The organism is Pedobacter africanus (genome assembly GCF_040548825.1).
Taxonomy (GTDB): Bacteria; Bacteroidota; Bacteroidia; order Sphingobacteriales; family Sphingobacteriaceae; genus Pedobacter; species Pedobacter africanus_A.
In genome coordinates this window covers 517,457-541,469 of sequence record NZ_JBEPSL010000001.1, presented here as the reverse complement: position 1 = coordinate 541,469, position 24,013 = coordinate 517,457, and the positions used below count along the sequence as shown (strand labels likewise).

Here is a 24,013-nt window from a genome sequence, read left to right as displayed (position 1 = left end):
TTACTTAAATCAAGATCATGGAGCAACATTTCCCAAAAGGCAACAAACCAAGAATAGTTATTGTAGGTGGTGGATTTGGAGGGATTGAACTGGCTAAAAAGCTGCGCAACAAACCGGTAGATGTGATGATGCTGGACAAGCACAATTACCATACTTTCCAGCCCCTGCTGTATCAGGTGGCAACAGGGGGCTTGGAGGCAGATTCCATCGCCTTTCCCCTGCGTAAGATTTTTAAAGGACAGAAAAACCTGACTTTCAGGGTTACAGAAGCACATCAGGTAAACGCTGAAGCCAATACCATTGAAACTTCAATAGGTGTGATTGAGTACGATCACCTGGTAATTGCAACGGGTTCTACCAGTAACTTTTTCGGGCAGGTAGAAATAGAACACAATGCCATGCCTATGAAGTCCATTCCTGAAGCCCTGAACCTGAGGAGCCTGATCTTACAAAACCTGGAGGCGGCGCAGATTGCCCCCGACCCGCTGCACCGGGCGCAGCTGCTCAACTTTGTTGTGGTAGGTGGCGGCCCAACCGGTGTAGAAACCGCCGGGGCATTGGCCGAACTGAAAAAACACGTGCTTAAAAATGACTATCCCGATCTGAATATAGACGATGTGAACATTTACCTGATCGAAGGGTCGCCAGAACTGCTGGGTGCTATGTCTGTACAGGCACAGCAAAAATCGGCCGATTTCCTTAAAGAACTGGGGGTAACCATCATGAACAATGCCCGCGTATCTGGCTACGATGGTGCCATGTTGAGCCTGGTCGACGGACAGCAAATCCGCTCGTCCACCGTAATCTGGTCGGCTGGCGTTAAGGGCGTGGTTTTAGATGGCCTGAGTACCGAGCATGTGGTAAGGGGAAACCGTCTGAAAGTAAATGAAATTAACCTGGTTGAAGGTTATTCCAATATTTACGCCATTGGAGACGTGGCAGCCATGATTACAGAAGAATTCCCCAACGGGCATCCGGGCGTAGCCCCGGCCGCTATACAACAGGGTAAGCTATTGGCCAAAAACCTCATCAATATCATTGAGAAAAAACCCGTAGAGCACTTTAAATACTTCGACAAAGGTGCCATGGCCACAGTGGGCAGGAACCGCGCAGTGGTAGACCTGCATAAGATCCGCTTTCAGGGCGTATTTGCCTGGTTTACCTGGATGTTCGTACATTTGATGACACTGGTGGGTTTCAGGAACAAGCTGGTGGTATTTGTAAACTGGGTGTGGAGTTATTTTAGCTACGACAGGGGTACCAGACTGATCATCCGCCCGTTTTTTAAGGAAAAAAGTATAGACAACGAACTAACAGTACATGAAACAACAAAAGCCGGTTAAATTGGTTGAATGCCCAAGGGATGCCATGCAGGGCATGCATGATTTTATACCTACCGATATTAAAGCTTCCTACATCAACCTGTTGCTGAAAGTTGGTTTTGATACGATTGACTTCGGCAGTTTTGTATCGCCAAAGGCCATCCCCCAGCTTCAGGACACTGCCGAAGTTCTGGCGAGGCTCAACCTGGACCACACATCCTCAAAATTGCTGGCCATAGTGGCCAATTTAAGGGGTGCAGCAACAGCCTCCATGTACGAGGAAATCAGTTACCTGGGCTTTCCTTTCTCTATTTCAGAAACCTTTCAGCAACGCAACACCAATTCCAGTATAGCGCAGTCTGTTGATACGGTGAAGCAGTTACTGGAACTGTCCGATAAAAACAATAAAACTGCTGTAATTTATTTATCGATGGGCTTTGGAAACCCTTACGGAGATGAATGGAATGCCGAAATAGTGGAACAATGGGCAGATCAGCTGGTGGGCCATGGCGCCCGTATCCTGGCCTTGTCGGATACCACAGGGGTTTCCTCGCCCGAGAAGATAAAAGCCATTTTACCGGGCTTATTGAAGCGTTACGAGGACGTAGAAATTGGACTGCACCTGCACAGCACACCCAATACCCGCAATGAAAAAATACAGGCCGCATACGAGAGCGGCTGCAGGCGCTTTGACAGTGCCCTGAAAGGTTTTGGTGGCTGCCCTATGGCAACAGACGATTTAACCGGAAATATGGCTACTGAAGACCTGATTGGTTATTTGCAGGCAAAAAATGAGCCCTTGGGCTTAAATATGGACTACTGGCAGGAAGCTGTTGCTTACTCTTCTAAAGTATTTCTTTAAGATTTTTTTACCATTTTCATGTGTTGTATGCCAGCTTCTTCAAACTGCTCGCCCTCAGCAATGAAGCCAAACCTGGAATACAATCGCATGGCCTCCAACTGTGCATTGAGGTAAATGTAATGCGCACTTTCGGGCAGATCGGCCAATGCAGCTGCCACCAGGGCCTGTCCTATCCTTTTGCCCCGGAACTCCTTTAAAACAGCAAAACGTTCCAGCTTATACCCTGCTTCTGTTTTACGCCAGCGGCAGGCCCCGCAAGGTTCCCCATTTATTTCAGCCAAAAAGTGTATCGATTCCTCTTCATTTTCCCATTCCAATTCGGGCGGACAATTCTGTTCTTCTACAAACACCGTTTTTCTTACTGCAAATACCTTTTCCAGTTCCTCCTTGGTTTTTACCTTATTTACCAGTAGTGCTTCCATGATTTTTTGTCAATATGGTTTTTACTTTTCTTTTAATTTGATGGATTTCTTCAGCAGCATCTATGGAATGTGAACAATGAATATCATTCTCCTTTTTTGCAAGTTCAGCAAGGGTGACATAAAATTTATGCAACTGATCCAGCTCTGCTTCTGTCAGGTCTTCAATATCTACCATCCTGTTACTGGCCCTTTCATGCGCTGCAATCAGTTCATTCAGTTTCAGTTGAATGGCTTTCCCATCCTTATTCTGTGCTTTCTGGATTAAAAAGACCATCAGAAAAGTAATGATGGTGGTTCCGGTATTGATAACCAGCTGCCAGGTTTCCGAATAATCAAACAGGGGGCCTGTTAGTGCCCACACCAGTACTATAGCGGTAGCCATAAGAAATGCCGGTGAACTGCCGGTAAATTTGGTTGCCGCATTGGCAAAACGCTCAAATAAACTGTTGTTTTTTTCTTGTTTCTTTTTCATAGACCAAGGCTATCATGTTAAAGTTCATCATTATTTAGGCAACTACCTAATGAAACAAAAAAAAGCTGCACCATGGTCTTGGTGCAGCTCTTTATTATAAATTCTGTAATAACTACTATAGCTTGTCGCTGGCGTTAGTACAGTTCAGATCATCGAATGCCTGTTTTAAGCGGGCAACAAACTGTTCTTCGCCTTTGCGTAACCATACGCGCGGATCGTAGTATTTTTTATTTGGCTTATCCTCTCCGTCCGGGTTACCGATCTGTCCCTGAAGATAAGCTTCATTCGGTTTGTAATAGTTCAGCACACCTTCCCAGAATGCCCATTGCATATCGGTATCGATGTTCATCTTAATGGCGCCATAAGAAATCGCTTCCCTGATCTCTTCCTGGGAAGAGCCAGAACCACCGTGGAACACAAAATTGATTGGTTTTTCGGCAGACAATCCGAATTTCTCTTTGATATAATCCTGTGAATTTTTAAGGATCACCGGCTGTAATTTCACGTTTCCTGGTTTATAAACCCCATGCACATTACCAAATGCAGCTGCTACTGTAAATTTATCGCTTACTTTGCTCAGTTCTTCGTAGGCATAAGCCACTTCAGAAGGCTGTGTATATAATTTAGAGCTATCTACATCACTGTTGTCTACCCCATCTTCTTCACCTCCGGTTACACCCAGCTCAATTTCAATGGTCATGCCCATTTTAGCCATACGTGCAAGGTATTTGGCAGAGATTTCCATATTCTCTTCAATCGGCTCTTCCGAAAGGTCAAGCATATGCGAAGAAAACAATGGTTTACCGTGTTCTGCAAAGAACTTCTCACCATGGTCCAGCAATCCGTCTATCCATGGCAACAGTTTTTTAGCAGCATGGTCGGTATGCAATACTACGGCCACACCATAGTGCTCTGCCAGCAAATGAACGTGTTTAGCCGCAGAAACTGCTCCTAATACACAGGCATTTAAATTATCATTATTTAATGTTTTACCTGCATAAAATTGCGCCCCGCCGTTAGACAGCTGGATGATAACCGGTGAATTAACCGCTTTTGCAGTTTCCATTACAGCGTTAATGGAATTGGTTCCGATAACATTAACTGCAGGTAAAGCAAACTGATGTTTTTTTGCCTGTTCAAACAATTCCTGAACGGCATCTCCGTAAATTACGCCTTTATAGCCTTTTAAACTCATTATTTTTAATTTTAGATACGCCGAAGTTATGAAAATTATGGGTTTGGGCAAATTAAAGTTATGCTAAACTTGCGCAGGGTGTTCTGATTTTTTTTTGTTTCTTTGTACTCGCATTTTTCAACAAATAACATGGCTTGGTTTAAGAGAGAAAAAAAAGGTATCAGTACGTCAACAGAAGAAAAGAAAGAGGCACCCGATGGTTTATGGAACAAGTGCCCTAATTGTAAGAAAGCGTTGCACAGTGCCGACCTGTTAGAAAATAAATATGTTTGCCAATACTGCAACTACCATTTGCGGGTTGGATCCAAAGAATACTTTCAGGTACTATTTGACAATAATGAGTTCAAGGAATTGTTTTCAAACCTGACTTCAGGCGATCCACTGAACTTTACCGATAGCAAACCCTATACAGAGCGTTTGATAGAGAGCATGGCCAAAACCGGCCTAAAAGATGCCATCAGGGCTGCACACGGTAAAATAGAAGGTGAAGACCTGGTAGTGGCCTGTATGGACTTTAATTTTATTGGTGGATCAATGGGATCGGTGGTAGGTGAAAAGATTGCCCGTTCTATTGATTATAGCATCAAACATAAAATCCCTTTCCTGATGATTTCAAAATCGGGTGGTGCGCGTATGATGGAGGCCGCATTTTCTTTGATGCAGATGGCAAAAACTTCGGCTAAACTGGCGTTATTGAGTGAAGCAAAGGTCCCTTATATATCGCTGCTTACCGACCCTACAACCGGAGGAGTAACGGCTTCTTATGCTATGCTTGGCGACATCAATATTGCTGAGCCAGGCTCATTGATCGGTTTTGCAGGGCCAAGGGTAATCAAAGAAACCATTAAAAAGGATTTACCAAAAGGCTTCCAGACAGCGGAGTTTGTATTGGAGCATGGCTTCCTGGATTTTATTGTAGACCGCAGGGCGATGAAAGCCAAACTGGCGGCCTTTATTAAAATGATGAAAAACTAAATAAAAAATGTAGCGGTTGAATTAAACCGCTACATTTTTAGCTACAATCTCTTTTACTTTCTCTACTACATAATCCAGTTCTGCTTTCGTATTGTATTTACTGAAAGAGAAACGTACAGATGGCCTGTCCGGATCGGCCTTGATACCCGAAAGTACGTGGGAGCCGATATTGGAACCCGACGAACAGGCACTACCGCCCGAAGCTGAAATACCACTGATATCCAGGTTAAACAGCAACATATCAGCCATATCCATTGCCGGAAACGAAACGTTCAGTACGGTATATAAACTTTTATCGGCAGCGGTTTCACCATTGAACTGCACATCGGGAATTTCCCTGCTCAGCTTATCTTTGAGGTAATCTTTCAATTCCTGAACGTGGTGCTGGTGACTTTCCATCTCGGCATAGGCCATTTCAAGGGCTTTTGCCAGTCCAACTATTCCGTATACATTTTCTGTCCCGCCACGCATATTACGTTCCTGTGCTCCACCAAAAATCATTGGCGGGATTTTGATGTTATGGTTCACAAACAGGAAACCTATACCTTTAGGACCGTGCAGCTTATGGGCTGCACAAACCATAAAATGTGCTTTCAGCTTTCTTACATCGTGCACATAATGTCCCATGGTCTGCACAGTATCGCAGTGGTAAATGGCATCGTATTGCTCGCACAGGTCGCCCACCCGCGTTATGTCCGTTAAAGTACCCAATTCGTTATTGGCATGCATTAAAGACACAAATGACCGGCTATTATTTTTAAGCAGCTCTTCCAGGTGCGCATAATTGATGTTCCCTTTTTCATCGATATCGACAAAGCTCAGCTTATCAATCCTCCCCTGCTTTAACAGCTGGTTTAAAGTGTGCTCTACCGCATGGTGTTCGATTTTAGAGGTAATGGCATGCCCGATGCCATAAGCCTCAATGCCACAGCGGATGGCTGTATTATCGGCTTCGGTACCGCCAGAGGTAAAAAATATCTCTGCAGGTGTTGCATTTAACAGTCCTGCAACTGTTTTCCTTGCTTTTTCAATTAAGGTACGTACTTCACGGCCCTGGGCATGAATTGACGAAGGATTTCCGTAATAATTGCTCATTACGGAAACCATTTCGGCCATTACATCCTTATCCAAAGGCGTGGTCGCGGCATTATCTAAATAGACGCGTTCCATTTTTATAATAATAAGTTAGTTAGTTCTTTTAGTTCAGTTTTAATATTTCTTTGATATCCGAGATGATCTTTGCCGCAAGGTTTTCAGCAACGGTTTCGGTGCCAGCCTCGCTGTAGATCCGGATGATCGGCTCGGTATTTGACCTGCGCAGGTGCACCCACTCCTTATCGAACTCGATCTTCAATCCGTCGATAGTGGTATTGGGCTGATGTCTATATTTCTCCTGCACCTTCAGCATCAATGCATCGATATCCATTTCCGGGGTCAGCGTGATCTTGTTCTTTGAAATGTGGTATTCCGGATAACTGCTGCGCAGCACCGAAATAGATTTACCAGATTTTGCCAGGTGTGTAAGGAACAAGGCAATTCCCACCAGTGCATCACGGCCGTAGTGCAATTCAGGATAAATGATCCCTCCATTGCCTTCGCCTCCGATAATGGCATGGGTTGCTTTCATCTGGTTCACCACATTTACCTCACCTACTGCAGAGGCATTGTATTGCCCCCCTGCCCTTTCAGTCACGTCTCTTAATGCCCTTGTAGAAGACAGGTTGGACACCGTATTTCCAGGTGTATTTTTAAGGATATAATCGGCTACCGCAACCAGTGTATATTCTTCGCCAAACATCTCTCCGTCCTCACATACAAAACACAAACGGTCAACATCCGGATCAACAACAATACCCAGATCGGCTTTTTTATTTTGTACAACTTTGGCAATTTCGGTCAGGTTTTCCGGCAGTGGTTCAGGGTTATGCGGAAAATGCCCGTTCGGTTCGCAATACAATTCGTATACGGTTTCTACACCCAGTGCTTTTAAAAGGGCGGGAACAAATATTCCGCCTGTAGAATTTACACAATCAATGGCAATTTTAAAATTGGCTTTTTTTATGGCCTCCACATCTACCAATGGCAGGGCAAGAATAACATCTATGTGTTTTTGCAGGTAAGTATCATTACTGATTACCTTGCCAAGGCTATCTACATCTGCAAATTCGAATTCAGCTTTTTCAGCCATTTCCAGCACTTCTTTTCCATCTGCATCGCTAATGAATTCACCTTTATCATTTAACAGCTTTAAAGCGTTCCATTGCTTGGGATTGTGGCTTGCAGTTAAAATGATACCGCCGCCTGCTTTTTCCATAGGCACGGCGATCTCAACGGTTGGAGTGGTAGAAAGCCCGAGATCGATCACTTCAATGCCTAAGCCCTGCAGTGTCCCGATGACCAGGTTGTTTACCATGTCACCAGAAATCCTGGCATCGCGGCCAAGTACAATTTTTTTAACGTTGGTTCTGTTGATTACCCAGGAGCCATAGGCTGCTGTAAATTTTACGATATCTATTGGGGTTAAACCATTGCCGGCAATGCCACCAATCGTCCCCCTGATTCCGGAGATTGATTTTATTAGTGTCAAGTTATTTAGTTTTTACCAAAAATAAGAAAAATTAGGCTAACCAATTATTTAACTTAGGTCATTAATCACATTAATGCAGTTTAATTGCATTTGGTTTTTAAATTATCCGCTTGGTTGGAGAGCAAAACACTATATTTGTCTTTTTCTAAACATTAAAAATACTGGCTCTATGCAGCGCAAATGGTTTCAATACTGGTTTAACTCCCCTTATTATCACATCCTTTACAGTCAGCGTAACGATGCGGAGGCAGAGTTTTTAATTGACAACCTATCGGCCTATCTGAAGCCAACGGCCGACTCCCGGATACTGGACATTGCGTGTGGCAGAGGCCGGCATGCCATATACCTGAATAAAAAAGGCTACGATGTAACAGGGATAGACCTTTCGGAGCAAAATATTAAATATGCCCAGCAGTTTGAGCAGAAGCACCTGCATTTTTTTGTGCACGACATGCGCAAACTGTGTTTCATCAACTATTTTGACATTGCGTTGAACCTGTTTACCAGCTTCGGGTATTTTGAGACAGAGAAAGACCATGTGAATGCTTTAAAATCGTTCAGAAAAGGGCTTAAAACTGATGGCACACTGGTCATTGACTATTTCAATACCGAAAAGATCATTAAAAATCTGACCCATAAGGAGACCAAAACCGTGGATGGCATAGAGTTCCATCTCAGTAAATTTGTGGCCAACGGAAAGATCATCAAGCATATAAATTTTGAGCACCGCGACAAACCTTTCGCCTTCGAAGAGCGCGTACAGGCTTTTAAACTGGAAGATTTTGAGCGTATGTTCCAGAAAAGCGGCTTAAGCATTACCGCTAAATTCGGAAGCTATGGCCTGGACGAGTATGATGAGAACAAATCAGAACGGCTAATCTTAATCTGCAAGAAGGCATGATAGAAAGTTTGCAGCAATTTGATGTAGAACTGTTTTTAAAGGTACACAGGGGCCTGGCCAATCCATTTTTCGACTGGCTGCTGCCGTTGATGCGCAACCGGTATTTCTGGGCTCCATTATACCTGTTTATCGTTGTTTTTAGTTTTATTGAATATAAAAAAAAGGGCTGGTACATCATCGGGATGTTGCTGGTAACCTTTGGCATAGGCGATGCATTGGCATCCAGGATCATCAAACCGCTGGTTGGCCGTATCAGACCCTGCAACGAAATGACCCTGACAGATCAGATTATCCACAGGGTGCCCTGCGGAAGCGGCTACAGTTTCCCTTCGGCGCATGCAACCAATCATTTTGCTATAGCCATCTTCCTGATCTTCGTTTTTTATCCTAAATGGAAGCCCGTATTGCCCATTGGCCTGGCATGGGCATTTATCATTTCTTTTTCACAGGTATATGTCGGGGTACACTACCCTATAGACACCATGGTCGGCGCAGTGCTTGGAACAGCCATTGGCTTGTGCACCGCTAAAATTTATAAAACAATACAACCACAGCAATAATGGAAATCTGGAAATTACTCATATTATTTCTAAGTGCTTTTTTAGGCGGCGCGGCCATCTTCTTAGTAAAGAGCGACAAGTCTCAGTTGTTAAAGTTAATCCTGTCCTTTAGCGGGGCTTACCTGTTTGCCATTACGGTTTTACACCTGATCCCTGAGGCTTACAGCGGACCGGACCACGACGAGATAGGCATCTTTATTTTGATCGGTTTTCTACTGCAGATCCTACTTGAACAATTTTCTGAAGGTGTGGAACACGGGCATATCCATAAGCATAACGACAATCATGTGTTTCCCTATGGCATCATGATCAGCTTGTGCCTACATGCATTTTTAGAGGGTATGCCTTTGGCAAAAGACCAGCACAATGCCTTAATTTATGGTATTGCCCTTCACCATATCCCTGCAGCATTTGCATTGGCCAGTATCCTTGTGCAGAGCCATTTTAACCGGAACAGTGTGATCCTTTACATCAGTATTTTTGCCATTATGGCCCCATTGGGCTTTTACGTGAGTTATGGACTGAGCAATGGCAGTATTGGTGGTGTGGAAGCTTATTTCAACAAGATCATGGGTATTGTGATCGGGATATTTTTACACATATCTACTACGATCCTGTTTGAATCAAGCGTCGATCATAAGGTCAGCAAGCGTAAAATGATAGCGGTAATCTGTGGTGTAGCCATTGCGCTTATTGGGTTTTATACTTCAGGACATAGCCATCACCACGCGCACTAGCCCCTCATTTTGTCGAGCAGGGTATTGAGCTGAATGGCCTCTTCTTCGGTTAAATTACCTGAAATAAGGACAGAAAGGCTCACATCTTTATCCATTTCGCTAAGCAGTGCCAATCCTTTATCACTGATCAGGATGTCTACCGAGCGCTTGTCTTCTGCATTGGGCGCCTTAAGCACCAATCCTTTCTGAACCAGCCGGTCCACAATTCTGGAGGCATCACACATTTTATCCAGCATCCTAGATTTCAGTAGGTTAATGGTAGAAGTACGAGGGTATTGTCCACGCAATATCCTCAATATATTGAACTGCTGTGTGGTGACATCAAAAGGCAAAATCGTTTGTCTTAATTTTTCTGTACACCAGTTACTACTGTGCAGTACATTTACGATAACCTGGTGGTGTATGCTCTCAAATCGGGTGGTTTGCGTTTCTTTCTGCAGCTCCATCATGAATTTCCTTTATTTATCTTTTCCCGGTTTTTGTTTCAGCTTTGTCCTTCCAAAACCCCACGGACAATGTTTACATTTATTCTTACAACAGTACCCTCTTTTCAGGTGGTACTCCCGGGTAAATACCATTAAACCTTGTTCGTTAAAATAGTAATCCACCCCTTCTTCCATCAGCTAAGCAATTTAACGACCAAATTTCCTTCGAAATATTTTTTGAGCTGTACTCCACTGCCATGGTTGGTCCATATTTGCGAAGGTTGTACCTTTTCCACTGTCAAAAGGATATCGTTCCAATCAGCATGGTCGGAGATGTACAATTGGATCCCGTTCTGGTTTTGCAGGTGCTTCCAGCCTGTTGCAAAGGCCCTGACTACGTTAACGGCCCTGAAATAGCTATTGAACACCATAGGCGGTACCAGGTATACCATATTGCGCTGGTTGTTTTTCATCACCTTACGGTCGTAGGGCTCATGTCGACCGAGATCTGCTCCCATCTGCTCATATATTTTTACAAAAGGCAGCATACTGTGGTGCAGCAATATCCTTTTTTCTATACAATGGTCATTCATCAAACTAATCAGACGCTGGCACTTGCCCAGGGCGTAAGCCCCCAGCATGATGTTACTTTGGGTGCTGTTCAGCTTCAGGATTTCCTGTTCGGCTACGGGATGTGCCGTTTCTGGATCAGCAAAAGTTGTTTCAGTGATCAGCACATCGGCTTTTACAAATTCAATGGGTTCACAGGTTTTATCGGGCTGCAGCTTATAATCGCCTGTATAAAGGTATTTTACGCCCATGTATTCCATTAAAACCTGTGCAGAGCCCAATATATGTCCTGCTGGTACAAAGCTGATCTTTATCCCGTTCAGTTCAAACGAAGTATGATAAGATTTGATGTAAAAGGCTTCACCGGCAAATTTCTTGTAGCGGTGTTTCATAAACAATGCAGTGGCTTCGGTGCAATATACCGAAAGGTTCCCTCCTATGGCGTGATCTCCATGTGCATGCGAGATGACCGCGTGTTTGACAATTTCTTTGGGGTCTAAAAAAAAATCACCGTATCTGCAAAACAAGCCTGTTTTGGTGGCTACTATAAAATCATCGAGTATCATTCAGAGGAGTTTAAAAACAGCTGATGCAGTTTGGTTATCTGAATGATCAGCGAATCTGTTTCGTTGTTATTTATAAGCTGGTCTGCCAGTTTAATTTTCTCTTCGTCGGGTAGCTGTTTATCCATACGCGCTTTCACCTGCGCTGCAGTTACACCATCCCTTTCCATTACACGCTGCAACCTCACCGGTTCTGGTGCCAGCACCAATATATTCTGATCGCATAGCTTATAGGAACCACTTTCAAATAGCAAGGCAGCTTCTTTAAGCACATAAGGCACCGCCGCCGGAACCTGCTTTACCCAGCTATCGAAGGCCCTGAACACGGCAGGATGCACCAACGCATTCAGTCTGGCCAGTTCTTCGGCATTGTTAAATACTATACCGGCAATGTGCTTGTTATTTAACGATCCATCGGCAGTGTAGCTTTCTTTTCCAAAGGCACTTTTAACACCTGCCACCAATAGCGCATCACTCACCATAATTTGTTTGGCTACGGTATCTGCGTAAAAAACCGGGACACCCAATGTCTCAAACACTTTGCATACGGTTGTTTTTCCGCTACCTATACCTCCTGTTATCCCAATCTTTAGCATTATTTTTCTACAATAAAATCAACTTTTCCTGGTTCTACCTTCAGCAATCTGCAGTAGTCAGGAAAACGCACGATCTTCACACTCAGCCGGCTGTGGTTTAACACTTTCCATTCGTTCATATCTACAACCGCCTCTATAAAATCTTCATTGATCTGATTGTATTTCGACAGGGCAACGAGGAAAGTAACCTTTACTTTTTTTGGATACAGCTTTATGCTGTAATACTCCCTGTTATTGGTAATTTTCAGGGGAACTTCAAGTATCTTTTCGGTAAATTCATCGACAGGCACCTTAACTTCTACGCTAGCCGGAAAAATACTTACATTTTTCATGCTGCTTTGGGTCATGGGCACCACACTTCTGGCTGTTGCCTGCAAGTCATCCAGTTTTAAGGAATCTGTTTGCCACTCCCTGATCCTTTTCAGTTCATCCTCGGGCCCGGAGATGGTGACATAATCGGGCATAATTTCAATTGGATTGGAAATCCCGTACTGCTGCTTAAAATTCAGGCTGGAAACCAACTTTACAGGCACCCTTTTTACAGTTTTTTCAGAGAAGTCGAAATAAAGGGTGTCGGGTTTTACAGAAATAATTTTCTGCGATGTTTCCAGCTGCCTGTTTACGTTAAACAGTTGCTCTGAGAAGAGGATGTAATTCCTGTTGTTGAGTTTCTCCAGGTTAATGGATATCGAAGGAGGTTTTACCCTTAACCTGGCAAAAAGCAGCTGCCATCCTGTACCTTCAACCTGGAGGTCAACGGTATCCGGCTGCAAGGGGTGAAAAGCTTTTTTCTGGGGGATATTGGTATACTTGAGTACGGTTTTAGCCGTATATACATATTTATTGTCCAATGCCATCAATAACCACGCTGCAATTGCGATCAACAGACAGGTGATTAAAACCAGGAAGCGCTTCCGCTCAATTTTTGTGAGTTTGATAAACGGCATATCGTTAACAAATATACTCAAATGCAAAAGCCGCACCAAACAAGGATGCGGCTTTTACCTTTAATGATTTTTAAAGCTACGCTTTAGGTGCTTCTTCTGCTTTAGGTGCTACCGCTTTGGTTGCATCTAAGGATACTGCAGTTTTATCGAAGCGGATTTTGGAACCACCTTCTACTTCAATTAGAAATGTGGTATCGTTCATATCTGCTATACGGCCGTGAATACCGGCTGTTGTTACAATTTTATCTCCTTTTTTCAAGCCTTCAACCATTTTCTTAAGGTCTTTGGCTTTTTTTACCTGCGGCCGGATCATGAAAAAGTAAAATACTACCATAATCAAAACCATAGGTATTAATGTACTTAACATGCCATTTCCCTGGGCTTGTAAAATTATTGCTGATGTCATATGCTTATTTATTAATTGCGTTTTTTTTTAATTGGATTGCTCTTTTACTTCGCCTGTTAAATGCAGACTGGCGATATGAGGTTGTGCGTTTGAGGTTACTGTAATGACCTTATCCTGCATACCTGATTTACCATTGCTGTCAAACACTACTTTGATTTCTCCTTCTGCACCTGGCTTGATCGGCTCTTTAGGCACTTCCGGAACGGTACAGCCGCATGTAGCTGTTGCATTTAAAATGATCAGCGGACTTTTTCCCGAGTTTTTGAACTTATAGCTGTAGGCTACTTTTTCGCCCTGATTTATTTTACCAAAATCGTAGTTTTCTTTTTCAAAACTGATCACGGCCGCATTGGCTGGTGCAGGTGCATCAGCACCGGCCTGCACGCCTGCAGTTGCGGTATCGGCCTGCGCCGATCCCTCAGTTGTTTTAGTAGTGTTTTGGCATGATGCAAATGTTATAGCTGCCAGTGCCAGTACAAAGATTTGTTTCATATTTATTCTTCTATTAATCCGCGACCAATTTTATGTATACTATTGGTTCTTTTTAGGTCGCCCAAAATTTTGTCCAAGATACCGTTAATAAATGAATTACTTTTCGGTGTACTGTAATCTTTTGACAGGTCCAGGTACTCATTAATGGTCACTTTAACAGGGATAGAAGGGAAATTCATCAACTCACAAATGGCCATTTTCATCAGAATGGTATCCATCAGGGCAATACGCTCCGACTCCCAGTTCTTGGTCCTGTCGGCAATAAGCGCCTGATAGTCTTTGTCATTCCTAAGGGTATACATGAACAGGTCTTCCACAAATTTACCATCTTCGGCCCAGTCCTGACTAATTGGTGTCAGTTTATTTTTGAAAGGATCTTCTGATGTAAAATTTTTGATGGTTTTGGCTACCATCCCCTGCATTACCTCTTTGTCTACAGACCAGTTGATGAATTTATCTTCAAATGCCTGTATAATGTTGTGGCTTTTCAGTATGATCTTTCTGAATATGAATTTGATGATGGTCTTTGATTCTTCCAGGCTGTTGTCTTCATCGGCCAGATAGGCTGTGTACTCGGGGGTAACCTTTAATGTATTGAAGATGGCTTTTACAAATTCCGGATCGGACATCCAGTTGATCTTGTATTTATGCACTGCAGCACTAAAATCAGGGTTTTGTTTTAATGTAACTGCAAACTTGTTGTTCAGCAGTTTCAGGTTAGGGTTAAGATCTTCAGCTGTAGGCAGGTGCTTATTGGCACGCTCTGTAGCATCTATTTCTGTGTACTCTGTAACCTCTACCAATAGCGAAAGCATCCATATATACATTTCGTATACATTGTCAATACTTTGCAGGAGTGCTTTCTTTGAGGAAGCGAGATCCCTTTTGTCTGTCATGTGCCAAGCAAAAATGTTTTGCAGAGCTTTAATTCTTAAGTGCCTTCTATTTAACATGAATGTAAGAACGAGTGGTAAATTACCAGGTGATTAAAATGATGATTTTATTTTTTTGATATCTATTATTCTTTTTTCAGCAATACGGTTCGCAGCCCAGATTGTTGGTATATTATCTGTTTTAGACATCTTAATAACGTCTCTTGTGGCGTTATAAATATTCTCTGTAAGCTGCATGGTACGTTTTTTACCAAATCCTGTAAGTTCAGAATAGCAACTGATGAGCCCGCCGGCATTGATCAGATAATCCGGAGCAAATAAAATGCCTTTTTCCAGCAACAGCTGTCCATGCACATTTTCATCTGCCAGCTGATTATTTGCAGAGCCCGCAATAATGGCAAATTTCATTTTGTTAATGGTTTTATCATTAACTGTGGCGCCCAAAGCACAAGGGGCATAAATATCTGCATCCAACCCGAAGATTTTATCGGCGCTGATTGGCTTTGCTTTATAGGTACGCGCAACATGCTGCAAACGTTCTTCATTGATGTCGCTGATATAAACCTCTACATTTTCTGCCCTCAGCAGCGCCACCAGGTGCTCCCCTACATTTCCTATTCCCTGAACCACAACCGACCGCCCTGCAAGCATATCTGTGCCAAAGACCTCTTTAACACAAGCTTTAATACCTAAAAATACGCCTTTGGCTGTAGTTGGTGCAGGGTTACCGGCACCGCCCAATGATTCAGGTACACCCGTAACATGGCTGGTTTCCATGCGGATATATTCCATATCCTTTGTAGTGGTCCCCACATCCTCGGCAGTGATAAATTCCCCGTTCAGGTTTTTGATGAACCTGCCGTAACTGCGCATCATGGCTTCAGATTTGCCTTTTCTGGAATCACCGATGATGACCGCTTTTCCACCGCCTAAATTGAGTCCTGTAATAGCAGCTTTATAGGTCATGGCGCTCGATAAGCGGAGCACATCTTCCAATGCTTCGGCCTCTGTTGCGTAACTCCACATGCGGGTTCCGCCCAATGCAGGGCCTAATGTAGTATCATGAATGGCAATAATTGCTTTTAATCCGGTATCGGGATCATTGCAATAAACGACTTTCTTGTGCCCCGATGCACTTAATTGATCTAAAACTGAATTCACAATAGAACTATTACCAGACATATAATTTTATTTATCAGATATCCCGCAAAACTAGTATAAAAAAACATTATTTACATTGTTTTAACCAAAGAGTTTAAAAAAAATACCTTCATTTGGATAACTTTACTTCATAATGAAACACCTGCGTTTTTTAAACAAATACTTCTATAAATATAAATGGTGGATTATTCCAGGGGTCTTTTTCGTGATCATCTCCAATATTTTTGGTGTAGTCCCGGCCCAGGTAATCGGCCATGCCTTTAATCTGATCACCGAAAACATACAGATTTACAGGTTGTTTAATGGCTTTGAGCGTGCTTCAATCGTATATGATACCTTCAGCTACAGCCTGTTTTATTTTGGCCTGCTGGTACTCGTGCTATACCTGCTGAGGGGGCTCTTCCTTTTCTTTATGCGGCAAACCATCATCCTGATGTCGAGGCACATAGAGTTCGACATGAAAAATGAAATTTATGCACACTATCAGAAATTAAGTCTGGGCTTTTATCGTCGCAACAATACCGGCGATCTGATGAACCGGGCTACTGAAGATGTAAACCGGGTGAGGATGTATGTGGGGCCGGCAATCATGTATACCATCAACACCGCTGTGTTGTTTCTGCTGGTCATCTATGCCATGTTTTCTGTGAATGTAACACTGGCCATCTGGTGTTTGCTGCCCCTGCCGGTACTGGTGGTGATCATTTATTTTGTCAATACGCTCATCAACCAGAAAAGCGAGCAGATACAGGAACAGCTTTCCAGGCTATCCAGTTTTGTGCAGGAGCGCTTTTCAGGAATAAGGGTCATTAAATCTTATGTCAGAGAAGATTATACCCAAAAGATATTTGCGGCCGAGAGCCAGGGCTATAAGCAAAACGCCATGGGCCTGGTTAAGGTGCAGGCACTTTTTTACCCCACCATGCTGCTGCTGGTAGGTTTAAGTACTATCCTTACCATTTATATTGGCGGTATACAGGTCATCAATGGCTCCATCACACCTGGTAATATTGCTGAGTTTATCGTTTATGTCAATCAGCTTACCTTTCCGGTTTCCATGCTGGGCTGGGTAACCACTTTAATTCAGCGCGCCTCGGCCTCTCAGAAGCGCATCAACGAATTTTTACAGCTGCAACCCGATATTGTTTCTGAAAATGTAGAAACACCGCTGCTGAGGGGAAACATTAAATTTGAACAGGTTAGTTTTACCTATCCGGATACCGGCATACAAGCGCTGAAAAACGTAAGTTTTGAAATTGAACAGGGACAATTTGTGGCTATAATTGGCCGTACGGGATCAGGAAAATCGACCCTTGCCAATTTAATTATGCGGATGTACGACATTGACAGCGGCAGGATCAGTGTCGACGGGCAATCCCTCCGCCAGCTCAATTTAAATAACTACCGCAACCAGATCGGCTTTGTACCACAGGAAGTCTTTCTGTTCTCGGATACGATCAAGAACAATATTGCCTTTGGTTTAGACCAGGTTACAGAGGAAGAAATAGACAATGCGGCAAAAAACGCAGCGGTTTACCACAACATTGTGGGCTTTGAGCAGAAGTTTGAAACCATGCTCGGAGAAAGGGGCATTACGCTTTCAGGCGGACAAAAACAACGTGTATCTATAGCCAGGGCATTGATTAAAGAACCACGTTTATTGATATTTGACGACTGCCTTTCAGCGGTAGATACCCGGACAGAAGAAGAAATTTTGAGAAATCTGGGCAAAATAATGAAAAATAAGACGAGTATTTTAATTGCCCACCGGATTTCAACCATAAAAAATGCGGATAAGATTATTGTACTGGACGATGGAAAAATCATTGAACAGGGCAACCACGAGCAGTTATTGCAGCTGAACGGGGCCTATGCAGAAATGTACCAGAACCAATTGCTGGAAGAAGAAAATCAATCTGTTTAATTTCATTTTGAACTTTAGTAATTATTAGTTTATATTTACCCGAACCAAAACCAAGATCAATACCAACCATGGGAGAATTTGACAACAAAGAGAGAGAAGAGGTTTTTTCTAAGAAAGTAAGGGCAGGTAAGAGAACTTATTTTTTCGATGTAAAAGCAACCAGATCAGGAGATTACTATCTAACCTTAACCGAAAGCAAGAAAAGACTGGAGGACGGTGTTTTTGTAAAGCATAAGATCTTTTTATACAAAGAAGATTTTGAGAAGTTTACTGAGGGATTAAATGAGACTGTTGAATACATTAAAAACCATCAGGATGTGGTAGAAAAACGCTACGAGTATTCTGAGAACCACGAAGGAGTTAAAAGTCAGACAGACGATTATTCTTTCTAGAAAATATATTTACAAAAAAGCCCGGTTCATATTCAAATGAACCGGGCTTTTTTTATGGTTTGAGTTTTTACCGGTTAATTTTTCGGCAAAGATTTGATGGCTACCGTTGTTACGGTTGCTGCTTTACCCGGTCTGCCCAAAGCATTAAATACCCTGAACTGAAGAGTTCCTTTTGCGGCAAGTGGCCCGGTATACACCTTACTGTTTACAGTTGGCATTGATCCGTCGGTAGTATACCTGATGACCATGCCAGGATATTCCACGTTGGCATGCACCATGCCATTTTCGACCAGGGTGCCAGGGGTCGGAATACGGTAGTTATAACCACCTGCATAATGGTCTATCCGGGGCAATTCCCTTTTGGCCATTGTATTCATAAATTCAGACCAGGCTTGCTGGTACATTTTATTGCTTTTAAGTCCGTCGGCTTCTGTGGCCCATGCAGGATCTGTAGCCCAGCCCCTTTCCGCCACTGCAAAAAGCTTTGGCAGCATCATGTATTCAAACCTTTCGGCACTGGTGATGATCTCGCTCCACAGCGGCCCCTGGATTCCGACGATATTTGACTTTCCAACTTCGGTAAGCATGGTTTTACCTGCTGAGGCCTGCTGTGTCATCGCCTCGCCGTTGGCGCCATCTTTAGGGTTTTTAAACAGGTTAAAAGGGATAAACTGATAAGGTTTTTCGATGCCTATATAACCACCCCAGTATTGCCCGGGCTCATCAAAGGCCGGGTTAACGGCCAGGTCAAGATAAAGATTGGTGACACAGGTAAGGACTACCTTGTAACCGGCATTGGCCAGTTTGTAAGCCAGGTCTTCATTGCCTTTAAGATTATTCCATACATCCGCATGAAAATTTTCACCGGCAAAGCGGGTATCCAGCACCATTTTCTTTTGTCTGTTTACCATGGCTTTACGCAGCCCTATTTCCTCCCAGCCCGAAAGATAAAGCTGCTTCTTTTTAAGCATGGCATTCACCCTCTTAAAGTAATAATACCACAGTTCATCCACACCATCAATGGAGGGGTCTTTTTTGAGCAATTCATTTACAGCAGGCGATTTTTCCCATACCCCGGCAGGCACTTCATCACCACCAAAATGGATGGTTTGAAGGGGAGCACCAGCTTCGGTATACATGGCGCGCATTTCATCTACCACCTTCTCCAAAAAAGCATAGGTTGAAGGCAGGGCAACGTTCATGATGTTATCGTTCCAGCCCTGTACCGATCGGTATTCCGATTTATCCTGTTTATCGCTAAGCAGGTACTGTTCTGCCGCTTCCTTCTTACCTTCTTTCATGAGCCTGTTATACCTGGCATCCATAGACCGCACTGCAGCCCTGGCATGTCCGGGTGTTTCAATTTCCGGAATCACGCGGATATGGCGCGCGTGCGCATACTTAAGAATTTCGATAAACTCTGCCCGGGTATAAAAACCGCTGCCCGAATTTACATCCGGATAAGGTCCTGATCCGAAAGAAGGCATAAGGTGATCTTTCTCGTCCAGGGTATGCCCCCGATGCCCGCCAATGGCTGTGAGCTCTGGCAGGCCCGGGATTTCCAATCGCCAGCCCTCATCTTCATTTAAGTGGAAATGCAGCACATTCATTTTGCACAAGGCCATTACGTCCAGCGTTTTTAGCACCTGTTTTTTGGGTTGAAAATTCCTGCCCACATCCATCATGATACCCCGAAATCCAAAACGGGGGGCATCTTCAACGGTTACTGCGGGAACAGCAATTTCCTTTTGTACACCTTTCCAGGATAAAACAGGGAACAATGTTTTTAAAGATTGTAGGCCATAGAATGCACCCGCCGGGCCGGCGGCAGTAATCAGGATTCTTTCGGGCGTAACACTAAGCTCGTAGGCCTCGGCGCCATTTAGTTCTCCTTTTTGAATTCGTACCACATTTTTCTCCGCATTCCCTTTAAAAACAGGGCGTTTGCCCAGCATATGCGACAGTTCATCGGCAAATAAGCCGGCTTCTTTACTAAATTCCTGATCGGCAACTATACTTACAGAGGGGGCCAGCTTAAAAATACCCTGATTTTCCTTATAGGATACAGGTGTTGGAAAAATCCTGGTCAGCTGACTGTTGGGCAGGTTCTTTATCAGTTGATTTTGCCGGTAAATATCGGCCGAGAGCTTTGTTTCCGTTTCTTCAAAAAGTTTGACCGGGTTGATGTTTTTGTGCTTAATGGCATAGGCTTTTGAGGCTGCACTGTCCCATACAAGGTAAAAGCCTAGTGAAAGGTCGGTCTTGTTCTTGATTTCTGTAGAAAGTACCGTAATCGTTTTTGATCCCCCTGCTTTAATAGCAGTAAATCCTTTTTTAGGCCTCAGCTTAAACAGATCGCCATTTACCTGTTCAATGTTAAACAAAAGACTATCGGCACCGCCTACAGACATGGGCCTGGTGTTGAAATAAATGGTCCAGCCACTGGCTGGAAAACTCTGTTTGCCTTTAATGCGAAGGGTAAAAACAGATAAGGTTTGTTCGGAACCTTTGTAATTACGGCTCAGGATCTCGCGGCTGAGCTCGAGGTTGTCCACGTTAAAACCAGGTTTTTCCTGAGCAAAACCGTTAAGCGCGTTGAGCGCATTAAGCCACAGGAGCAAAGCCATGGTAAAAGCAGTTTTCTTCTTCATTTTGAGAGTTATGATCGGGTGATAGTTAAACGCGTATGTATATTTTTCTTTTGTCCAGGATATAGCCTATCACCCAGCATACCAGCATAAAGCAAATGGCAAAGAGCAATGAACCTATGGGACCAGGGGCAACAACCTGGAAGAAATTGCTGTTTATCCAATTCCTGAAATCTGAATGAGGGAACAGGACATAGATAATACTGAGCAGCAATTCCGACACAAGGTAAATAAACAAGGGGTTTTTCCCAAAAACAGTAAAAAAGCCGGTCCATCTGGTGTAAGCCGAGACCTCTATGCTATAAATAAGCGCCCCGATAATGAGCAGGTCCAGTCCACAGGTCAGTAAAACAAAGGTACTTGTCCACAGTTTTTTATTGATGGGGAACACAGGGTTAAAGCATAGTGCGATGAGGATAAGCAGGCCACCCGCGAGCATCAGTTTAGCGATGGTTTCATACCCTTTGCCCCTTTCCTGTATAAATTTACCGGCATAATAGCCGATGATCACATTTACGCAGGCCGGGATGGTGCTGAGTATCCCCTCAGGATCAAACGCTATACCTTCACCATGATACAGGTGTTTATCGCCAAGCAGGAACAGGTCCAGCTGCTGTCCGGCATTACCGGTCATGCTAAATGGATCGGCGGCATCACCAAATACGAGCAAAACAACCCAGTAGCCTATTAAAAACAACACACTGATGAGCGCTACACTACGGGTGCTCAGGTAATGAATTAAAAGCGAGGCTATGCCGTAGCAAATTGCAATGCGCTGCAAAACACCAAAAATCCTTGTATTTGCGATTGGGGATAAACTGATACCGCCATTTTCATTGTGACTAAAAAACGGGAACCAGTACATCAGGTAGCCGAGCAAAAAGATGAGGAGCACCCGTTTAATTATCGTCATCAGCACTGCGGGATTCTCCATCTGCGCAAATTTTTTCATGGAGAAACTCATGGCGTTCCCTACAGCAAACAAAAAGGAAGGAAATACAAGATCTGTTGGTGTAAAACCATGCCATGCCGCGTGGTCGAGCATGGCAAAAGGTTCTGCGCCAGTTCCAGGTGTGTTCACGATGATCATGAAACACACGGTCATTCCCCTGAATACGTCAAGGGACAAAAAACGTTGTGGCTGGTTCATTTAGGTGGTTATATTAGGTTAATTGTATCCTGGATTTTGTTTCAAAACAGCCGAACCGTTGGCCTGACTTAGATCGATCTGGCGTTGCGGAATCGGGTAGAAATCGTGTTTACCTTTAACAAACCTGCCTTTTCTTACATCCGAAGTAAACTGTCCCTGATAACTAAAATACGCATTTAATTCCTGTTCTGCTATTCCCCATCTTACCAGATCAAAAAACCGATGCCCTTCCATGGCCAGTTCTATTTTTCTTTCGTAATAAATGGCAGTCAGGGCATAGGCTTTCCCCTTCGAAGAAAAGTCGTTTGCCGGGTATTCATTGATTTTATAATTGGCTGCAGGCTCATTTGAAAACCCGGCCGAGGGGTCATGATCGTCTTTGTATTTGTAAAGCCAGGTTACCGGGTTTGCGGCACGCCCCCTTACCCTGTTCACATATTCCTGTGCTTTACTGAGGCTCCCCTCCTGGGCTTCACATTCGGCCGCCATTAACAATACATCGGCAAACCGGATAATGGAATAATTTATTGCTGTTCCGGGTGCCCAGGTTCCCTGGTCGCCATCGGTATCGGCACTTTCATGCCAGTAAACGTTCTTTTTTGGTCCGTATGGCCCGCCATAACTCTGGTCACGCGCCCAGGGTTTGCCGGGATAAATCCCCCAGTCGTGATAAGGAATGCCCCGGCGACCGGCCGTCCAGTCTAAACGCGGATCAAGTGTTCCCTGGTCGGGCGTAAAAGGCTGGTTCCCTTCAATGCCCATATCTGTTTTTACAGGAAAGTTATTGTAATTGCTGATATAGGGTAAGCCTGTTGCAGGGTTGGTACGGAAATGGTTTACCAGGTCAATAGAGGGCTGAAAGAAGCCGCAGCAGCTGAAGGGGCTGCCATCACCATAGGGGAAGTTTAACATATCGCCGTTATTTGCGTGAGAAGGCCCGGAAGCATCTACATTTGCAGCCATCTGGATGACAAATACAGCTTCAGGGTTATTTTCCCGGCTTGGCCTCCAGTTGTCTTCAAACTCTTCGTTAAGGTCGTATTTGAGCCCTGAACTGGTAGTGCCTGCAGTTATCACAAGGTCGAATACAGGTTTGGCAGCTAAATATTTATGCTGGTACAGATAGGCCTTGGCAAGGTAAGCACCCGCGGCCCATTTGTTTGCCCGGCCCAGTTCGGATTGTGCTGGCGGAAGGTTTTCATAAGCGAACTTTAAATCGGCCTCTATTTTGGGCCATAGGTCTGTGTTGTTAGGCTGATTAAAAGCAGTGGTACCTTCATCAATCCAGGGTACCATATTCCACATCTTTTTAAGCTCAAAATAATAATGGCCGCGCAGGAAACGGGCTTGCCCTTCAATGTTCTTCCGTTCATCAGCTGTGATATCGGTTGCTTTGGCCAACAGCTTCAATACATTATTGGTACGGGTCACACATTCAAACAGTGCTTTCCATTTCCCATTGTAAAACACGTTATTGGCATCGGAATAAAAGTTGGCGATAGGGTCTATTGCAGGCTGGTCGGCCCCATCGCTGCCTTTTGAGGCATCTCCACCCGCTACAGCCCCAAAAACCCAGTTTGTTGGCGATACCTGCCATGCATCACCCCCACCAAGGGCCCGGTCTCCTCCTTCCATAAAATCAAGTGCGGCATAGGCACCGATAAGCAGTCCGTTTACCCCATTTTTATTGGCGATGATCTCTTCGCTGAGCGACCCCAGGGCAGGCTGTTCCAAAGCTTTTTTACACGCATAAAATTGTGTGGTAAAAAACAATACAATTAATAGATATGCTGATCTTTTCATGTCTTCAAAT

General features: G+C 43.9%; 25 protein-coding genes. 8 read left to right on the top strand and 17 right to left on the bottom strand.

What is annotated here, in order from left to right:
• Positions 1-17 precede the first annotated feature (17 nt).
• Positions 18-1,343 (top strand): NAD(P)/FAD-dependent oxidoreductase, encoded by a 1,326-nt coding sequence (locus ABIE26_RS02090; protein ID WP_310140574.1) that lies wholly within the window; start codon positions 18-20, stop codon positions 1,341-1,343.
• Complete coding sequence (locus tag ABIE26_RS02085; protein ID WP_310140576.1) at positions 1,321-2,184, top strand: hydroxymethylglutaryl-CoA lyase; 864 nt, start codon at positions 1,321-1,323, stop codon at positions 2,182-2,184. Before ABIE26_RS02090 ends, ABIE26_RS02085 begins: the two co-directional genes overlap by 23 nt.
• Here ABIE26_RS02085 and ABIE26_RS02080 read toward each other — a convergent pair.
• The 3 genes from ABIE26_RS02080 to fbaA all read right to left on the bottom strand — a co-directional run bounded on the left by ABIE26_RS02080 (position 2,181) and on the right by fbaA (position 4,273).
• On the bottom strand, positions 2,181-2,606 hold the full coding sequence (locus ABIE26_RS02080; RefSeq protein ID WP_310140579.1) for a GNAT family N-acetyltransferase: 426 nt from the start codon (positions 2,604-2,606) through the stop codon (positions 2,181-2,183). The two genes, ABIE26_RS02085 and ABIE26_RS02080, sit on opposite strands and share 4 nt — an antisense overlap.
• Positions 2,584-3,078 (bottom strand): low affinity iron permease family protein, encoded by a 495-nt coding sequence (locus ABIE26_RS02075; RefSeq protein ID WP_310140580.1) that lies wholly within the window; start codon positions 3,076-3,078, stop codon positions 2,584-2,586. Before ABIE26_RS02075 ends, ABIE26_RS02080 begins: the two co-directional genes overlap by 23 nt.
• Positions 3,079-3,193: 115 nt before the next feature.
• Positions 3,194-4,273, bottom strand: a complete 1,080-nt coding sequence (gene fbaA / locus ABIE26_RS02070; protein WP_310140582.1) for a class II fructose-bisphosphate aldolase — start codon at positions 4,271-4,273, stop codon at positions 3,194-3,196.
• A 129-nt stretch (positions 4,274-4,402) separates the two neighbouring features.
• On the opposite strand from fbaA, the gene accD reads away from it, so the two are divergent.
• Positions 4,403-5,248, top strand: coding sequence for an acetyl-CoA carboxylase, carboxyltransferase subunit beta (accD, locus tag ABIE26_RS02065; protein WP_310140585.1), 846 nt, complete (start codon positions 4,403-4,405; stop codon positions 5,246-5,248).
• A 21-nt stretch (positions 5,249-5,269) separates the two neighbouring features.
• Here the strand turns inward: accD and ABIE26_RS02060 are convergent, their stop codons facing one another.
• The gene (locus tag ABIE26_RS02060; RefSeq protein ID WP_310140587.1) at positions 5,270-6,418 is read right to left on the bottom strand and encodes a cysteine desulfurase family protein; all 1,149 of its coding nucleotides are present in this window, start codon (positions 6,416-6,418) and stop codon (positions 5,270-5,272) included.
• Between the two features lie 28 nt (positions 6,419-6,446).
• Positions 6,447-7,835 carry a phosphoglucosamine mutase gene (gene glmM / locus ABIE26_RS02055; RefSeq protein WP_310140590.1) on the bottom strand — a complete coding sequence of 463 codons (1,389 nt, stop codon included), beginning with the start codon at positions 7,833-7,835 and terminating at the stop codon, positions 6,447-6,449.
• A 169-nt stretch (positions 7,836-8,004) separates the two neighbouring features.
• On the opposite strand from glmM, the gene ABIE26_RS02050 reads away from it, so the two are divergent.
• Genes ABIE26_RS02050 through ABIE26_RS02040 form a run of 3 tightly spaced genes read left to right on the top strand, consistent with a single transcriptional unit; the run spans position 8,005 to position 10,033 of the window.
• Entirely contained in the window at positions 8,005-8,736 is a 732-nt protein-coding gene (locus ABIE26_RS02050) for a class I SAM-dependent methyltransferase (protein WP_310140594.1), read from the top strand.
• A complete protein-coding gene (locus ABIE26_RS02045) occupies positions 8,733-9,296 on the top strand; it encodes a phosphatase PAP2 family protein (protein ID WP_310140597.1) in 564 nt (187 codons plus the stop codon). Before ABIE26_RS02050 ends, ABIE26_RS02045 begins: the two co-directional genes overlap by 4 nt.
• Entirely contained in the window at positions 9,296-10,033 is a 738-nt protein-coding gene (locus ABIE26_RS02040; RefSeq protein ID WP_310140598.1) for a ZIP family metal transporter, read from the top strand. Before ABIE26_RS02045 ends, ABIE26_RS02040 begins: the two co-directional genes overlap by 1 nt.
• Here ABIE26_RS02040 and ABIE26_RS02035 read toward each other — a convergent pair.
• From ABIE26_RS02035 to ABIE26_RS01995, 9 genes are all read right to left on the bottom strand, one after another.
• Entirely contained in the window at positions 10,030-10,482 is a 453-nt protein-coding gene (locus ABIE26_RS02035; RefSeq protein WP_310140601.1) for a MarR family winged helix-turn-helix transcriptional regulator, read from the bottom strand. The genes ABIE26_RS02040 and ABIE26_RS02035 overlap by 4 nt on opposite strands.
• A gap of 9 nt (positions 10,483-10,491) precedes the next feature.
• Entirely contained in the window at positions 10,492-10,653 is a 162-nt protein-coding gene (locus ABIE26_RS02030; RefSeq protein ID WP_310140603.1) for a DUF5522 domain-containing protein, read from the bottom strand.
• The gene (locus tag ABIE26_RS02025; protein ID WP_310140607.1) at positions 10,653-11,594 is read right to left on the bottom strand and encodes an exonuclease; all 942 of its coding nucleotides are present in this window, start codon (positions 11,592-11,594) and stop codon (positions 10,653-10,655) included. Before ABIE26_RS02025 ends, ABIE26_RS02030 begins: the two co-directional genes overlap by 1 nt.
• Positions 11,591-12,187: a dephospho-CoA kinase gene (coaE, locus tag ABIE26_RS02020; RefSeq protein WP_310140609.1), complete on the bottom strand. Its 597-nt coding sequence runs from the start codon at positions 12,185-12,187 to the stop codon at positions 11,591-11,593. Before coaE ends, ABIE26_RS02025 begins: the two co-directional genes overlap by 4 nt.
• Positions 12,187-13,134 carry a CdaR family protein gene (locus tag ABIE26_RS02015; RefSeq protein WP_310140612.1) on the bottom strand — a complete coding sequence of 316 codons (948 nt, stop codon included), beginning with the start codon at positions 13,132-13,134 and terminating at the stop codon, positions 12,187-12,189. The genes coaE and ABIE26_RS02015 overlap by 1 nt, the downstream gene beginning before the upstream one ends.
• 76 nt (positions 13,135-13,210) lie before the next feature.
• On the bottom strand, positions 13,211-13,540 hold the full coding sequence (gene yajC, locus ABIE26_RS02010) for a preprotein translocase subunit YajC (RefSeq protein WP_310140614.1): 330 nt from the start codon (positions 13,538-13,540) through the stop codon (positions 13,211-13,213).
• A 27-nt stretch (positions 13,541-13,567) separates the two neighbouring features.
• Positions 13,568-14,032: a DUF1573 domain-containing protein gene (locus tag ABIE26_RS02005; RefSeq protein WP_310140615.1), complete on the bottom strand. Its 465-nt coding sequence runs from the start codon at positions 14,030-14,032 to the stop codon at positions 13,568-13,570.
• Positions 14,033-14,034: 2 nt separating this feature from the next.
• The gene (gene nusB, locus ABIE26_RS02000) at positions 14,035-14,985 is read right to left on the bottom strand and encodes a transcription antitermination factor NusB (protein WP_409035657.1); all 951 of its coding nucleotides are present in this window, start codon (positions 14,983-14,985) and stop codon (positions 14,035-14,037) included.
• A gap of 33 nt (positions 14,986-15,018) precedes the next feature.
• Complete coding sequence (locus tag ABIE26_RS01995; protein WP_310140620.1) at positions 15,019-16,107, bottom strand: Glu/Leu/Phe/Val family dehydrogenase; 1,089 nt, start codon at positions 16,105-16,107, stop codon at positions 15,019-15,021.
• Positions 16,108-16,219: 112 nt separating this feature from the next.
• On the opposite strand from ABIE26_RS01995, the gene ABIE26_RS01990 reads away from it, so the two are divergent.
• Entirely contained in the window at positions 16,220-18,010 is a 1,791-nt protein-coding gene (locus tag ABIE26_RS01990) for an ABC transporter ATP-binding protein (protein WP_310140622.1), read from the top strand.
• Between the two features lie 68 nt (positions 18,011-18,078).
• Positions 18,079-18,402 carry a DUF3276 family protein gene (locus tag ABIE26_RS01985; protein WP_084241032.1) on the top strand — a complete coding sequence of 108 codons (324 nt, stop codon included), beginning with the start codon at positions 18,079-18,081 and terminating at the stop codon, positions 18,400-18,402.
• A 74-nt stretch (positions 18,403-18,476) separates the two neighbouring features.
• Here the strand turns inward: ABIE26_RS01985 and ABIE26_RS01980 are convergent, their stop codons facing one another.
• Genes ABIE26_RS01980 through ABIE26_RS01970 form a run of 3 tightly spaced genes read right to left on the bottom strand, consistent with a single transcriptional unit; the run spans position 18,477 to position 24,003 of the window.
• Complete coding sequence (locus ABIE26_RS01980) at positions 18,477-21,053, bottom strand: family 20 glycosylhydrolase (protein ID WP_310140626.1); 2,577 nt, start codon at positions 21,051-21,053, stop codon at positions 18,477-18,479.
• A gap of 25 nt (positions 21,054-21,078) precedes the next feature.
• Positions 21,079-22,200, bottom strand: coding sequence for an acyltransferase family protein (locus ABIE26_RS01975; protein ID WP_310140628.1), 1,122 nt, complete (start codon positions 22,198-22,200; stop codon positions 21,079-21,081).
• 18 nt (positions 22,201-22,218) lie between these two features.
• Positions 22,219-24,003, bottom strand: a complete 1,785-nt coding sequence (locus tag ABIE26_RS01970; RefSeq protein WP_310140631.1) for a RagB/SusD family nutrient uptake outer membrane protein — start codon at positions 24,001-24,003, stop codon at positions 22,219-22,221.
• Between the last annotated feature and the right edge of the window lie 10 nt (positions 24,004-24,013).

Bases quoted from the DNA above. Each gene is read 5' to 3' on its own strand.
- ABIE26_RS02025 (WP_310140607.1), bottom strand. From the start codon at position 11,594: ATGATACTCGATGATTTTATAGTAGCCACCAAAACAGGCTTGTTTTGC.
- ABIE26_RS01975 (WP_310140628.1), bottom strand. From the start codon at position 22,200: ATGAACCAGCCACAACGTTTTTTGTCCCTTGACGTATTCAGGGGAATG.
- yajC (WP_310140614.1), bottom strand. From the start codon at position 13,540: ATGACATCAGCAATAATTTTACAAGCCCAGGGAAATGGCATGTTAAGT.
- nusB (WP_409035657.1), bottom strand. From the start codon at position 14,985: ATGTTAAATAGAAGGCACTTAAGAATTAAAGCTCTGCAAAACATTTTT.
- ABIE26_RS02050 (WP_310140594.1), top strand. From the start codon at position 8,005: ATGCAGCGCAAATGGTTTCAATACTGGTTTAACTCCCCTTATTATCAC.
- ABIE26_RS01990 (WP_310140622.1), top strand. From the start codon at position 16,220: ATGAAACACCTGCGTTTTTTAAACAAATACTTCTATAAATATAAATGG.
- ABIE26_RS02030 (WP_310140603.1), bottom strand. From the start codon at position 10,653: ATGGAAGAAGGGGTGGATTACTATTTTAACGAACAAGGTTTAATGGTA.
- accD (WP_310140585.1), top strand. From the start codon at position 4,403: ATGGCTTGGTTTAAGAGAGAAAAAAAAGGTATCAGTACGTCAACAGAA.
- ABIE26_RS02005 (WP_310140615.1), bottom strand. From the start codon at position 14,032: ATGAAACAAATCTTTGTACTGGCACTGGCAGCTATAACATTTGCATCA.
- ABIE26_RS01980 (WP_310140626.1), bottom strand. From the start codon at position 21,053: ATGAAGAAGAAAACTGCTTTTACCATGGCTTTGCTCCTGTGGCTTAAT.
- ABIE26_RS02075 (WP_310140580.1), bottom strand. From the start codon at position 3,078: ATGAAAAAGAAACAAGAAAAAAACAACAGTTTATTTGAGCGTTTTGCC.
- ABIE26_RS01995 (WP_310140620.1), bottom strand. From the start codon at position 16,107: ATGTCTGGTAATAGTTCTATTGTGAATTCAGTTTTAGATCAATTAAGT.
- ABIE26_RS02035 (WP_310140601.1), bottom strand. From the start codon at position 10,482: ATGATGGAGCTGCAGAAAGAAACGCAAACCACCCGATTTGAGAGCATA.
- ABIE26_RS01970 (WP_310140631.1), bottom strand. From the start codon at position 24,003: ATGAAAAGATCAGCATATCTATTAATTGTATTGTTTTTTACCACACAA.
- fbaA (WP_310140582.1), bottom strand. From the start codon at position 4,273: ATGAGTTTAAAAGGCTATAAAGGCGTAATTTACGGAGATGCCGTTCAG.
- ABIE26_RS02080 (WP_310140579.1), bottom strand. From the start codon at position 2,606: ATGGAAGCACTACTGGTAAATAAGGTAAAAACCAAGGAGGAACTGGAA.
- ABIE26_RS01985 (WP_084241032.1), top strand. From the start codon at position 18,079: ATGGGAGAATTTGACAACAAAGAGAGAGAAGAGGTTTTTTCTAAGAAA.
- coaE (WP_310140609.1), bottom strand. From the start codon at position 12,187: ATGCTAAAGATTGGGATAACAGGAGGTATAGGTAGCGGAAAAACAACC.
- ABIE26_RS02040 (WP_310140598.1), top strand. From the start codon at position 9,296: ATGGAAATCTGGAAATTACTCATATTATTTCTAAGTGCTTTTTTAGGC.
- ABIE26_RS02045 (WP_310140597.1), top strand. From the start codon at position 8,733: ATGATAGAAAGTTTGCAGCAATTTGATGTAGAACTGTTTTTAAAGGTA.
- ABIE26_RS02060 (WP_310140587.1), bottom strand. From the start codon at position 6,418: ATGGAACGCGTCTATTTAGATAATGCCGCGACCACGCCTTTGGATAAG.
- ABIE26_RS02015 (WP_310140612.1), bottom strand. From the start codon at position 13,134: ATGCCGTTTATCAAACTCACAAAAATTGAGCGGAAGCGCTTCCTGGTT.
- ABIE26_RS02085 (WP_310140576.1), top strand. From the start codon at position 1,321: ATGAAACAACAAAAGCCGGTTAAATTGGTTGAATGCCCAAGGGATGCC.
- ABIE26_RS02090 (WP_310140574.1), top strand. From the start codon at position 18: ATGGAGCAACATTTCCCAAAAGGCAACAAACCAAGAATAGTTATTGTA.